This is a genomic window from Streptomyces sp. NPDC048278 (assembly GCF_040652195.1).
Lineage (GTDB): Bacteria > Actinomycetota > Actinomycetes > Streptomycetales > Streptomycetaceae > Streptomyces.
In genome coordinates, this window is sequence record NZ_JBEZLP010000032.1 from 1 (window position 1) to 12,564 (window position 12,564).

10 protein-coding genes and 1 pseudogene are annotated in these 12,564 nt (G+C 70.6%); 10 read left to right on the top strand and 1 reads right to left on the bottom strand.

The genetic code is table 11. From position 1 onward, the window contains the following. The 4 genes and pseudogenes from AB0D74_RS38440 to AB0D74_RS38455 form a co-directional block, all read left to right on the top strand. Nucleotides 1-288: pseudogene (locus AB0D74_RS38440) on the top strand (S-(hydroxymethyl)mycothiol dehydrogenase); the annotation flags it as partial. A 261-nt stretch (nucleotides 289-549) separates the two neighbouring features. Further along, nucleotides 550-912 (top strand): bifunctional 3-phenylpropionate/cinnamic acid dioxygenase ferredoxin subunit, encoded by a 363-nt coding sequence (locus AB0D74_RS38445; RefSeq protein ID WP_362597469.1) that lies wholly within the window; start codon nucleotides 550-552, stop codon nucleotides 910-912. Further along, a complete protein-coding gene (locus AB0D74_RS38450; RefSeq protein WP_362597472.1) occupies nucleotides 909-2,072 on the top strand; it encodes an FAD-dependent oxidoreductase in 1,164 nt (387 codons plus the stop codon). Before AB0D74_RS38445 ends, AB0D74_RS38450 begins: the two co-directional genes overlap by 4 nt. Before the next feature lie 52 nt (nucleotides 2,073-2,124). Next, complete coding sequence (locus AB0D74_RS38455; protein ID WP_362597475.1) at nucleotides 2,125-3,258, top strand: aromatic ring-hydroxylating dioxygenase subunit alpha; 1,134 nt, start codon at nucleotides 2,125-2,127, stop codon at nucleotides 3,256-3,258. 126 nt (nucleotides 3,259-3,384) lie between these two features. Here the strand turns inward: AB0D74_RS38455 and AB0D74_RS38460 are convergent, their stop codons facing one another. Then, nucleotides 3,385-4,182 (bottom strand): IclR family transcriptional regulator, encoded by a 798-nt coding sequence (locus AB0D74_RS38460; RefSeq protein ID WP_362597478.1) that lies wholly within the window; start codon nucleotides 4,180-4,182, stop codon nucleotides 3,385-3,387. Between the two features lie 149 nt (nucleotides 4,183-4,331). Between AB0D74_RS38460 and betA the strand changes: the two genes are divergently transcribed. The 6 genes from betA (at nucleotide 4,332) to AB0D74_RS38490 (ending at nucleotide 12,528) form a co-directional block, all read left to right on the top strand. Next, nucleotides 4,332-6,002 carry a choline dehydrogenase gene (gene betA, locus AB0D74_RS38465; protein ID WP_362597481.1) on the top strand — a complete coding sequence of 557 codons (1,671 nt, stop codon included), beginning with the start codon at nucleotides 4,332-4,334 and terminating at the stop codon, nucleotides 6,000-6,002. 6 nt (nucleotides 6,003-6,008) lie between these two features. Continuing rightward, nucleotides 6,009-6,845, top strand: a complete 837-nt coding sequence (locus tag AB0D74_RS38470; RefSeq protein WP_362597484.1) for a 5,10-methylenetetrahydrofolate reductase — start codon at nucleotides 6,009-6,011, stop codon at nucleotides 6,843-6,845. Nucleotides 6,846-6,987: 142 nt separating this feature from the next. After that, nucleotides 6,988-8,457, top strand: coding sequence for an aldehyde dehydrogenase family protein (locus tag AB0D74_RS38475; RefSeq protein WP_362597487.1), 1,470 nt, complete (start codon nucleotides 6,988-6,990; stop codon nucleotides 8,455-8,457). A gap of 21 nt (nucleotides 8,458-8,478) precedes the next feature. Then, complete coding sequence (locus tag AB0D74_RS38480) at nucleotides 8,479-9,570, top strand: glycine betaine/L-proline ABC transporter ATP-binding protein (RefSeq protein WP_362597490.1); 1,092 nt, start codon at nucleotides 8,479-8,481, stop codon at nucleotides 9,568-9,570. Beyond that, a complete protein-coding gene (locus AB0D74_RS38485; protein WP_362597493.1) occupies nucleotides 9,570-11,543 on the top strand; it encodes an ABC transporter permease subunit in 1,974 nt (657 codons plus the stop codon). Before AB0D74_RS38480 ends, AB0D74_RS38485 begins: the two co-directional genes overlap by 1 nt. Before the next feature lie 13 nt (nucleotides 11,544-11,556). Further along, nucleotides 11,557-12,528, top strand: a complete 972-nt coding sequence (locus AB0D74_RS38490) for an ABC transporter substrate-binding protein (RefSeq protein ID WP_362597496.1) — start codon at nucleotides 11,557-11,559, stop codon at nucleotides 12,526-12,528. Nucleotides 12,529-12,564 lie beyond the last annotated feature (36 nt).

Sequence of the window (12,564 nt, forward strand, 5' to 3'; positions counted from 1 at the left end):
TACGCCCGCGACCTGGCCGGCACCGTCGTCCTGGTCGGCGTGCCCACCCCCGAGATGAAGCTCGAACTCCCGCTGCTCGACGTCTTCGGCCGCGGTGGCGCCCTCAAGTCGTCGTGGTACGGGGACTGTCTGCCCTCCCGGGACTTCCCGATGCTCATCGACCTCCACCTCCAGGGGCGGCTGCCGCTGGACGCCTTCGTCACCGAGACGATCCAGCTCGACGAGGTGGAGAAGGCCTTCGAGCGCATGCACCACGGTGACGTGCTGCGTTCGGTGGTGCTCCTGTGACGGACGGCCGCGGTCTCTGACCGCCCGCCCGCGAAGCGGCCCTGCCCCGGTCACGGCACCGGGGCAGGGCCGTACCCGCACCTCGCACAGGGCCTGTTCGCCCTGCTCACGCCTGCTTTCGAGGGCGCTTCGGCGTGCCCCTGGGAGCACGGCCGTGACCCGTGCAAACCGGCGGATGAACTCCTTGACAACGCTTCGCGGCGGCCCCCAGACTGACGTTGCGCTAACCGCAATCCGTTTCGCTATACGCACCGAGGTGTCATGATGATTCCCGCGTGCCGTCTCGCGGATCTGCCGCGAGGCGAGGCCCACCGGCTCGACATCGACCCGCCCGTCTCGGTGTTCCACACCGACGACGGCGAGCTCTTCGCCATCGACGACACCTGCACCCACCAGGACGCCTCGCTCGCCGACGGCTGGCTGGAGGGCTGCGAGGTGGAATGCCCCCTGCACGCCTCCAAGTTCGACCTGCGCACCGGCGCCGTGGACGCACCCCCGGCCAAGCGCCCGGTGCGCACCCACGAGGTCGTCGTGGAGGACGGAACGGTCTTCGTCCGGCTCTCCGCCGACGCGCCCAACCTGCCGCCGTGCGTCAGCGCCCGCCTCGCCGGGGGCGCGGCGTGAGGACCGTCGCCGTGGTGGGCGCCTCGCTGGCCGGACTCTCGGCCGCGCGCTCGCTGCGGCAGCGGGGGTACGACGGCAGGCTGGTCGTCGTCGGCGACGAACCCCACCGCCCGTACGACAGGCCGCCGTTGTCCAAGGAGTTCCTGGCCGGCGCCCTCGGCGAGGCGGATCTCGCGCTGGAGCGCGACGACGAGGAGCTCGGGGCGGAGTGGCTGCTCGGCTCCCGGGCCGTCGGTCTCGACCGCACCCGGCGGGCGGTCCGGCTCGCCGACGGCAGGGAGGTCCGCGCCGACGGCGTGGTCGTCGCGACCGGCGCCGCGGCCCGTACCCTGCCCGGCACCGAGGGGCTCGCCGGGGTCCACACGCTGCGCACCCTCGACGACGCCCGCGCGCTGCGGGAGGACCTCGCGAAGGGCGGCCGGCTGGTGGTGATAGGCGGCGGGTTCGTCGGCGCGGAGGTCGCCTCCACCGCGTACGCCCTCGGCCTGGACGTCACCGTGATCGAGGCGGCCCCGGCCCCGCTGGCCGGACCGCTCGGCGAGGCCATGGGCGCCGTCGTCTCCGCGCTCCACGCCGACCACGGGGTACGGCTGTCGTGCGGGGTCGGGGTGAAGGGGCTGAGCGGTGAGCGCCGGGTGACGGCGGTCCTGCTCGCGGACGGGCGCAGCGTGCCCGCAGACACCGTCGTCGTCGGCGTCGGGGCCAGCCCCTGCGTCGAGTGGCTGGAAGGCTCAGGCGTCGCCCTCGACAACGGCGTGAAGTGCGGTGCCGACGGACGCACCAGCGTGGCCGGGGTGGTCGCCGTCGGCGACTGCGCCAACTGGTACGACCCGCACACCGGCACCCACCGCAGGGTCGAGCACTGGACCGGCGCGCTGGAGCGGCCGGACACCGCCGTCGCCACGCTGCTCGCGCACGGCGCGCGGGAACCGGGAGTGCCCCGGCCGCCGTACTTCTGGTCCGACCAGTACGGCGTGAAGATCCAGTTCGTCGGTCACGCCGCCGGGGCCGACAGCGTGACGGTCGAGCAGGGCTCGACCGACGACCGCAGCTTCCTCGCCGTGTACCGGCGGGCGGGCCGGCAGGTCGCCGTGCTCGGGATGAACCAGCCGCGGCTGTTCACCCGGGCACGCAAGCAGTTCGGCACCGCCGCGTCCTGACCCGGCGCCCGCGCCACCCCACCGATCCACGACGTTCTCCGAGGAGTGCACCGTGACCTCGACCAGCCTGCCGGACAGCCTCATCGCCACCCTCCCCGGCTCCGCCTACACCGATCCCGGGATCTTCGCCCAGGAGCAGGAGCGCATCTTCGAGACGATGTGGTTCTGCGTGGCCCGCGCGGCCGACCTGCCGAAGCCCGGTGCCTTCCGCACCGTCGACGTGGGCCGCGAGTCCATCCTCGTCACCCGGGCCCGGGACCGGTCGATCCGCGCGTACTTCAACGTCTGCCGGCACCGCGGCGCCAAGCTCCGCACCGAGGAGAGCGGCGAGGTCGCTCGTGCCTTCCAGTGCCCGTACCACGCCTGGACCTACGGCCTCGACGGCAAGCTCGTCGCCGCGCCCAACCTCACCAAGATGCCCGACGTCGGCCGTACCGAGTTCGGCCTGGTGGACGTGGCCGTCCGGGAGTGGCTGGGCTATGTGTGGGTGTGCCTCGCGGAGAACCCGCCGTCCTTCGAGGAGGACGTGATCGGGGCGGCGGTCGAGCGGCTGGGCGACGTCGAGTCGATCGAGCGCTACGGCGTCGAGGACCTCGCCGTCGGCCGGCGGATCGTCTACGACGTGAAGGCCAACTGGAAGCTCATCATCGAGAACTTCATGGAGTGCTACCACTGCGCCACCATCCACCCCGAACTCACCGAGGTGCTGCCCGAGTTCGCCGACGGCTACGCGGCCCAGTACTACGTCGGGCACGGCGCCGAGTTCGGCGACGACGTCCAGGGCTTCACCGTCGACGGCTCCGAGGGGCTCGACCGCATTCCCGGGGTCTCGGCGGACCAGGACCGGCGGTACTACGCGATCACCGTCAAGCCGCAGGTGTTCATCAACCTGGTGCCGGACCACGTGATATTCCACCGGATGTACCCGGTGGCCGTCGACCGGACGATCGTCGAGTGCGACTGGCTCTACCTCCCGCACGTCGTCGAGAGCGGCAAGGACGTCAGCCGGTCCGTGGAGCTCTTCGACCGGGTCAACCGCCAGGACTTCGAGGCCTGCGAACGCACGCAGCCCGGCATGAGCTCACGGCTGTACGCCAAGGGCGGGGTGCTGGTGCCCAGCGAGCACCACATCGGCGCCTTCCACGACTGGATCGCCGAGCGCCTCGGCACCCGGCAGCCGGAATGACGGTGCCCGCGCCCGAAGGGGCGCTGGGGGTACCCCCCGGCCGAAGGCTGGGGGAGGAACCGCGCGACCGGCCATGACGGCGCCGCGGACGATCGACGGCGCATCACGGCACGTCCCGCGGAGCGCTCAGCCCAGGTACCCCATCCGGTGACTGATCTCCTCCGCGCCCTTGACCAGCACCGGGGCCAGCTCGTGCATGCGCTCCTCGGTGAACCGGTAGGACGGCCCGGACGCGCTGATGGAGGCGATGACCACCCCGTCCCGGTCCCGGATCGGCGCGGCCATCGCGTGCAGCCCGATCTCCAGCTCCTCCAGCGTCCAGGCGTAACCGCGCTCCCGGGCCTCCGCGAGGTTCTTCTCCAGCTTCACCTTCGAGGAGATGGTGTGCGGGGTCAGCTTCTTCAGCCCCCCGTCCGAGATCAGCGCGGCGCGCTCCTTGGCGGGCACGTGGGCCAGCATGATCTTGCCGCTGGAGGTCGCGTGCAACGGGGTCAGCTGGCCGACCCAGTTGTGCGCGCTGACCGCGGCGGCGCCGCGCACCTGGTAGAGGTTGATCGCGTAGTGCTCCTGCATCACCGCGATGTTGACCGTCTCGCCGATCTCCTCGGCCAGCCGCTCGCACACCGCCCGGCCCTGCTGGGTGACGTCGATGCGTCCCGTCACGGCGCCGGCCAGGCGTACGATGCCGAAGCCGAGCGAGTACTTGCCCCGCTCGCCCGACTGCTCCACGAGACCGCGCGCCTCCAGGGCGCCGAGCAGCCGGAACGCGGTCGATTTGTGAACATCGATCTCGGCGGCCACCTCGCTCACCCCCGCCTCGCCGCGCTGGGCCAGGATCTCCAGGACGCTGATGGCGCGGTCGACGGACTGCACGCCGCCAGAAGATGAGCCGTTCGTTTCGGTATCCGGACTGAAGTTGCTCATAGCGAAACTATACGCGCAGTAAACAACGCACTCCAAGTAACGCGATGTGAACAAAGATCTTACAAGTTGCGTTGTTCGCAACCTGGTGCGTATAGCGATACCCGTACTAGCATGCCGCGCAATCGACGGCGCGAGCGAGACGAGGCACCATGGCTCCCTTGCAGTACGACTTCGTCATCGTCGGCGGCGGCTCGGCCGGCAGCGCACTGGCGAACCGGCTCTCCGCGGACCCCGGCAACCGGGTGCTCGTCCTGGAGGCGGGCCGCCCCGACTACCCGTGGGACGTCTTCATCCACATGCCGGCGGCGCTGACCTACCCCATCGGCAGCCGGTTCTACGACTGGAAGTACGAGTCCGAGCCCGAGCAGCACATGGGCGGTCGCCGTATCTACCACGCCCGCGGCAAGGTGCTCGGCGGCTCCAGCAGCATCAACGGCATGATCTTCCAGCGCGGCAACCCGATGGACTACGAGCGCTGGGCCGCCGATCCCGGCATGGAGAGCTGGGACTACGCGCACTGCCTGCCGTACTTCCGCCGGATGGAGAACTGCCTCGCCGCCGACCCGGACGACGAGTTCCGCGGCCACGACGGCCCGCTGGTCCTGGAGCGCGGACCGGCCACCAACCCGCTCTTCTCCGCCTTCCTCAAGGCCACCGAGGAGGCGGGTTACGCGCCCACCGACGACGTCAACGGCTACCGGCAGGAGGGCTTCGCCAAGTTCGACCGCAACGTGCACCGCGGACGGCGGCTGTCGGCGTCCAAGGCCTACCTCAAGCCCGCCCGGAAGCGGCCCAACCTCACCGTGAAGACCCGCGCCCTGGTCACCCGTGTCCTCTTCGAGGGCAAGAAGGCCGTCGGCGTCGAGTACCGGCGCGGCAGGGGCGCCCTCCAGCAGGTCCACGCCAAGGAGATCATCCTCTGCGGCGGCGCGCTCAACTCCCCGCAGCTGCTCCAGCTCTCCGGCATCGGCAACGCGAAGGAACTCACCGCCCTCGGCATCGACGTCGTCCACGACCTGCCCGGCGTCGGCGAGAACCTCCAGGACCATCTGGAGGTGTACATCCAGTACGCCTGCAAGCAGCCCGTCTCGGTGCAGCCGTACCTGGCGAAGTGGCGCGCCCCCTTCATCGGCCTCCAGTGGCTCTTCCGCAAGGGCCCGGCCGCCACCAACCACTTCGAGGCCGGCGGCTTCTGCCGCAGCAACGACGACGTCGACTACCCCAACCTGATGTTCCACTTCCTGCCCATCGCCGTCCGCTACGACGGCTCGGTGCCGGCCGGCGGCCACGGCTACCAGGTCCATGTCGGCCCCATGTACTCCGACGCCCTCGGCTCGGTGAAGATCAGGAGCAGGGACCCGCGTGAGCACCCGGCCCTGCGCTTCAACTACCTCTCCACCGAGCAGGACCGCCGCGAGTGGGTCGAGGCGGTCAGGGTCGCCCGCACCCTCCTCAACCAGCCCGCGCTCGCCCCCTACAACGACGGCGAGACCTCACCCGGCCCCTCCGTCGCGACCGACGAGGAGATCCTCGCCTGGGTCGCCAAGGACGGCGAGACCGCCCTGCACCCGTCCTGCACCTGCAAGATGGGCACCGACGGGATGTCCGTCGTCGACCCGGCGAGCATGCGGGTGCACGGCGTCGAAGGACTGCGGGTGGTGGACGCCTCGGTGATGCCGTACGTCACCAACGGCAACATCTACGCACCGGTGATGATGATCGCCGAGAAGGCGGCCGACCTGATCCTCGGCAAGGAGCCGCTGCCGCCCTCCAAGGCCGTGTACTACCGGCTCCGCGACGCCCAGAAACAGGCCGGGTAGACCGCCATGGGCGCCGAGGACCTGCGGGCGCTGCTCGCCCACGTCCGCTACGAGGTGCTGCCGACGCGGGAGACCGAGGAGAAGGTCCTCGCCCACGTGCCCCACGACGTCGTGGTCACGGTCACGGCGTCGCCGGTCAAGGGCCTGGAGCCGACCCTCGCCCTCACCGAGCGGCTCACGGCGCACGGCTACCGGGTCGTCCCGCACGTCCCGGGGCGCCTGCTCCGCGACGACACGCATCTCAAGGACGTCACCGAGCGGCTGCGCGCGGCCGGCGTCGACGACCTCTTCGTCCCGGCGGGCGACGCCGATCCGCCCGCCGGGACGTACGAGGGAGCCCTGCCGGTGCTGCGCCGCCTCACCGAGCTGGGCAGACCCTTCGCGCGGACGGGGATCACCGGCTACCCGGAGAGCCATCCCCTCATCCACGACGACCTCACCATCCAGGCGATGTGGGACAAGCGGACGCACGCCACCTACATCGTCAGCAACCTCTGCTTCGACGCGCGCGTGCTCGGCGACTGGCTCACCCGGATCCGGCGCCGTGACGTCGCCCTGCCCGTGTACGTCGGCGTCGCCGGGCCCGTCCAGCGGGCCAAGCTGCTGTCCATGGCGACGAAGATCGGGGTGGGGGAGTCGACCCGCTTCCTCACCGGGCACGCCTCCTGGTTCCTGCGGTTCGCCACGCCCGGCGGGTACGACCCCGAGCGGCTGCTCGCCCGGGGTGCGGCGGCCTTCACCGTCCCTTCCGCGGGCGTGGCGGGCCTCCATCTGTTCACTTTCAACCAGGTCGCCGAGACGGAACGGTGGCGCCGTGCGCTGCTGGACCGGCTGGGCGGCTGACCCACCCCCGAGGACGCCGTTTTCGCGGCCGAATCGGGATACGCGGAGCCCTTGACGGCTGTCGGTGCATTCGGTCAGGGTGTTCCACCAAAAGCAATCCAATGCACAATGCGCAACGAATTCGGGCTCGAAGGGCGCGGCCGTGGCAGATCTGTATGTGGATGGGAAATGGCGCGCGGCGGTGGCCGGCGGCCACCGTGAGATCCGCTGTCCGGCGGACGGCACCCTCGTCGCGACGGTCTCCGAGGCGACCCGCCCCGACACGGAGGCGGCGATCGGCGCGGCCCGCCGGGCCTTCGACGAGGGCCCCTGGCCGCACACCCCCGAGCGCGAGCGCGGCGCGCTGCTGCTCCGCACCGCCGACATCATCGAGCGCGACGCCAAGGAGTTCGCCCGCGCCGAGTCCCTGGACACCGGCAAGCGCCTGGTGGAGAGCGAGTACGACATCGCCGACGTCGTCTCCTGCCTCCGCTACTACGGCGGTATCGCCGGCACCAGCGCGGGACGCGTGGTCGACACCGGCCGCGACGACGCGCTCAGCCGGGTCACCTACGAACCCGTCGGCGTCTGCGGACTGATCACTCCCTGGAACTACCCGCTGCTGCAAGCGAGTTGGAAAGTCGCCCCGGCCCTCCTGGCGGGCAACACCATCGTGCTCAAGCCCAGCGAGCTGACCCCCTCGACCGCGATCCTCCTGATGAAGGCCCTGGAGGAGGCCGGACTCCCGGCCGGCGTCGCCAACCTCGTCCTGGGCGCCGGAGCCGAGGCGGGCGCACCGCTGGCCGAGCACCCGGCCGTCGACATGGTCTCCTTCACCGGCGGACTGCACACCGGCCGGCACCTCATGGCCACCGCCGCCGCCACGGTGAAGAAGGTCGCCCTGGAACTCGGCGGCAAGAACCCCAACGTGGTCTTCGCCGACGCCGACTTCGACACCGCGGTCGACTTCGCGCTCACCGCCGTCTTCCTGCACTCGGGCCAGGTCTGCTCGGCCGGGGCGCGGCTGATCGTCGAGGACCCGATCCACGACGCCTTCGTCGACGAGGTCGTGCGCCGCGCCCGGCTCGTCCGGCTCGGCGGCCCCTTCGACCCCGAGGCCGAGACCGGGGCGCTGATCTCCGCACAGCACCGCGAGAAGGTCGAGGCGTACGTCGCCGCGGGGATCGCCGAGGGCGCCGTACTGCGCTGCGGCGGCGCGCGCCCCGACGACCCCGCGCTGGCCAACGGCTTCTACTACCCGCCCACCGTCCTCGACGAGTGCCGGCAGGACATGCGCGTGGTGCACGAGGAGTCCTTCGGACCCGTGCTCACCGTGGAGCGCTTCCGGGACGAGGACGACGCCGTCCGCATCGCCAACGACACGGAGTACGGCCTCGCGGGAGCCGTCTGGACGCAGGACGCGGGCAGGGCCCAGCGGGTCGCCCGCCGGCTGCGCCACGGCACCGTGTGGATCAACGACTACCACCCCTATGTGCCGCAGGCGGAATGGGGTGGATTCGGGCACTCGGGCGTGGGCCGCGAGCTGGGACCGACCGGCCTGGACGAGTACCGAGAGCCCAAGCACGTCTGGCAGAACATCCAACCCCGGCCGCAGCACTGGTTCCGCGGCTGACGCCGAAGAGAGGTCCCCACCATGCCCCCAGCCCAGACCGAGGCGTCGCAGCGGCGCGACACGTCCGAGGAATCCCGGGACCGCACCCCGGTCATCTCCGTGCGCCGGCTGTGGAAGGTGTTCGGGCCGAAGGCCGACGAGGTGCCGGGCTCCGAGGAGCTGTGCGGCCTCACGCGCCGCGAGCTGATGGATCGCACCGGCTGCACCGCCGCCGTCCGGGACGTCAGCTTCGAGGTGTCGCCCGGCGAGGTCTTCGTCGTCATGGGCCTGTCCGGGTCCGGCAAGTCCACCCTGGTGCGATGCCTGACCCGGCTGATCGAACCCACCGCCGGCGAGATCGTCTTCGAGGGCGAGGACATCCGGGACGCCGACGCCCGGCGCCTGCGCGAGCTGCGGCGCAGCAAGTTCTCCATGGTCTTCCAGCACTTCGGCCTGCTGCCGCACCGCAAGGTCGTCGAGAACGTGGCGTTCGGCCTGGAGATCCGGGGCATGGGCAAGGCCGAACGCGTGAAACGCGCGATGGAGACCGTCGAACTCGTGGGCCTCGCGGGGTACGAGAACTCCTACCCCGACCAGCTCTCCGGCGGTATGCAGCAACGGGTGGGCCTGGCCCGGGCGTTGGCCGGCGACCCGGACGTCCTCCTCTTCGACGAGCCGTTCTCCGCGCTCGACCCGCTGATCCGCCGCGACATGCAGAGCGAGGTCATCCGGCTGCACCACGAGGTCGGCAAGACCATGGTGTTCATCACCCACGACCTCTCCGAGGCGCTCAAGCTCGGCGACCGCATCCTGATCATGCGGGACGGCAGGACGGTCCAGTGCGGCACCGGCGACGAGCTGGTGGGCGCTCCGGCGGACGACTACGTACGGGACTTCGTCAAGGACGTGCCGCGCGGTGACGTCCTCACCCTGCGCTGGATCATGCGGCCGGCCGAGCCCGACGACGCCCTCGACGGACCGGAGCTGGGCCCGGACGTGGTCGTACGCGAGGCGACCCGTGCGGTGCTCGCCGCCGAGAAGCCGGTCAAGGTCGTCGAGAACGGCAAGCTGCTCGGCATCGTCGGCGACGAGGAGATCCTCGCGGTCGTCGCCGGGCAGGACGGCGGCGCCTGATGGCCGCCGTCGCCGACGCGACCGCGCCGGTCGCGACGCTGCGCAGGAAGATGAGCCGCCCGATGGTGGTGGCGGCGATCCTGGTCGTCTGGCTGGTGCTCTTCGCCGCCTTCCGGGGCCGGCAGACGCTGACCCTGGCCGCCGCCGACCTCACCGGCCTGCACCGCTGGCTGAACGACGTCAACGACAGCATCGGCGCCAACCGCAACTCCAACCCGGTCTTCCTCTACTTCTTCAACGAGATCCGGCTGGTCATCGACAACCTGGTCACCTTCGTCCAGTCCCTGATCTCCCAGCCCACCGACGGCCGCCCGGTCCCGCAGATCGGCTGGCTCGGTGTCGTCGGCGTCACCGGCTACGTCTCCTGGGCGGTGGGCAACTGGCGGGTCGCCCTCCTGGCCGTCGCCGGGTTCACCTTCTTCGGGCTCCAGGGCCTGTGGCAGGAGAGCATGGACACCCTGGCGCTGACCCTGTCGGCGGTCCTGGTGGCCCTGCTGATCGGCATCCCGCTCGGCGTGTGGGCGGGGCTCTCCGACCGGTTCAACCGGATCATGACGCCCTTCCTGGACTTCATGCAGACGATGCCGACCTTCGTCTACCTCGCTCCGCTCACCCTGATCTTCCTCATCGGCGGCGCCTCCGCCGTCATCACCACGGTGATCTACGCGGCGCCGCCCGCCATCCGCATCACCGCGTACGCCATCCGCTCGGTCCCCGAGACCACCGTCGAGGCGGCCGACTCACTCGGCGCCACCCGCGCGCAGCAACTGGTGAAGGTGCTGCTGCCGATGTCGAAGCGCACGGTGGTCGTGGGCGTCAACCAGACCATCATGGCCGCCCTGGCCATGGTCACCATCGCCGCCCTGATCGACGCGCCCGGCCTCGGCAAGACCGTCGTCCAGGCCCTCCAGTCGCTCGACGTCGGCACCGCCTTCAACGCGGGCCTCGCCATCGTCGTCATGGCCATCGTGCTCGACCGGGTCACCACGGCCGCCGCCGCCCGCACCGAGACCCGCCGCTCGGACGGACGGTTCGCGAAGTGGCGGCGCCCACTGCTCGGAGCGGGCGGGATCGCCGCAGCCGTCCTGGTCTACCTCTCCCACACCTACGTCTGGGCGGCCGAGTTCCCCGGCGACGGCACCGTCGGCAGCCACATCGCGAGCGCCGCCGACACCGCGTCCACCTGGCTTCAGGACCATCTCTTCGGCCTCACCAACGCCCTGCGGGACGCCGTCACCAACGGCCTGCTCAACCCCTTCCAGACCCTCCTCACCGACTCCCCGTGGTGGCTGGTCGGTGCCGTCCTGGTCGCGCTCGGCGCGGTCCTCGGCGGCTGGCGGGCCGGGGTGACGGCGGGCGCCTGCGTCGGGCTGCTGGTCGGCACCGGACTCTGGTCGGACAGCATGACCACCCTCGCCTCGACCGTCGTGGCCACCGTCCTGACGATGCTGGCCGGCGTCGTCTTCGGCGTGTGGATGGGCCGCAGCACGCTGGCGGACCGGCTGATCCGGCCCACCCTGGACGCCGCGCAGGTCATGCCGCCGTTCGTCTATCTCGTACCGTTCCTGGCGCTCTTCGGCGCCACCCGCTTCACGGCGATCATCGCGGGCGTCGTCTACGCGGCACCCGTGGCGATCAAGATCATCGCGGACGGGGTGCGGAACGTGTCCGAGTCCACCGTGGAGGCGGCCACCTCGGCCGGGTGCAACACCTGGCAGATCATCACCAAGGTCCAGCTGCCGATGGCACGCGGCGCCCTGACTCTCGCGACCAACCAGGGCCTGATCTACGTGCTGTCGATGGTTGTGCTGGGCGGCCTGGTAGGAGCGGGCGCCCTCGGCTACGACGTCGTGGCCGGTTTCTCGCAGAGCGAGCTGTACGGCAAGGGGCTGGCGGCAGGGCTCGCCATCGTACTGCTCGGAGTCATGTTCGACCGGATCACTCAGGCTGCGGCACGACGCACCAGGGCATAAGGAGCTCGACACCATGGCACAACACTGGCGAGCCGGCGCGGCCGGCCTGGCCGTCCTCGGCCTCACCCTCACGGCCTGCGGCGGGGCGAAGGTCGGCGACAGCAGTTCCGCCGGCTCGACGTCCTCCGGCGGCAAGTGCGGCACCTTCAACCTGGCCGTCAACCCCTGGGTGGGCTACGAGGCGGACGCGGCGGTCGTCGCGTACGTCGCGCAGCACGACCTCGGCTGTACGGTCACCAAGAAGGACCTCAAGGAGGAGATCGCCTGGCAGGGCTTCGGGACCGGCGAGGTCGACGCCGTCCTCGAGAACTGGGGCCACGACGACCTGAAGAAGAAGTACGTCACCGGCCAGAAGACGGCCGTCGAGGCCGGCTCCACCGGCAACAAGGGCATCATCGGCTGGTACGTGCCGCCGTGGCTGGCCAAGGCGCACCCCGACATCCTCGACTGGAAGAACCTCGACAAGTACGCGTCCGAGTTCAAGACGTCCGAGTCGGGCGGCAAGGGCCAGCTCCTCGACGGCGACCCGTCGTACGTCACCAACGACGCGGCCCTGGTGAAGAATCTGAAGCTGGACTTCAAGGTGGTGTACGCGGGCAGTGAGACCGCGCTCATCCAGGCCTTCAGAACGGCCGAGAAGAACAAGCAGTGGCTGATCGGGTACTTCTACGAACCGCAGTGGTTCCTGTCCGAGGTGCCGCTGAAGAAGGTCTCCCTCCCGGCGTACACGACGGGCTGCGACGCCGACGCGGCGAAGGTCGCCTGCGACTACCCCGTCTACGACCTCGACAAGATCGTCAGCGCGAGCTTCGCCAAGTCGGGCAGCCCGGCCTACGACCTGGTGAAGAACTTCAACTGGACCAACGACGACCAGAACACCGTGGCCAAGTACATCGCGGTGGACAAGATGTCGGACGACGCGGCGGCCAAGAAGTGGGTCGACGCCAACCCCGACAAGGTCAAGGCCTGGCTGAAGTCCGGCTGACGTAGCGAGGGCCGCGAGAGCAGTCGTTCCGGGACG

Coding starts and splice junctions, on each gene's coding strand:
- AB0D74_RS38445 (WP_362597469.1), top strand. CDS start 550: ATGATGATTCCCGCGTGCCGTCTCGCGGATCTGCCGCGAGGCGAGGCC.
- AB0D74_RS38460 (WP_362597478.1), bottom strand. CDS start 4,182: ATGAGCAACTTCAGTCCGGATACCGAAACGAACGGCTCATCTTCTGGC.
- betA (WP_362597481.1), top strand. CDS start 4,332: ATGGCTCCCTTGCAGTACGACTTCGTCATCGTCGGCGGCGGCTCGGCC.
- AB0D74_RS38470 (WP_362597484.1), top strand. CDS start 6,009: ATGGGCGCCGAGGACCTGCGGGCGCTGCTCGCCCACGTCCGCTACGAG.
- AB0D74_RS38480 (WP_362597490.1), top strand. CDS start 8,479: ATGCCCCCAGCCCAGACCGAGGCGTCGCAGCGGCGCGACACGTCCGAG.
- AB0D74_RS38485 (WP_362597493.1), top strand. CDS start 9,570: ATGGCCGCCGTCGCCGACGCGACCGCGCCGGTCGCGACGCTGCGCAGG.
- AB0D74_RS38490 (WP_362597496.1), top strand. CDS start 11,557: ATGGCACAACACTGGCGAGCCGGCGCGGCCGGCCTGGCCGTCCTCGGC.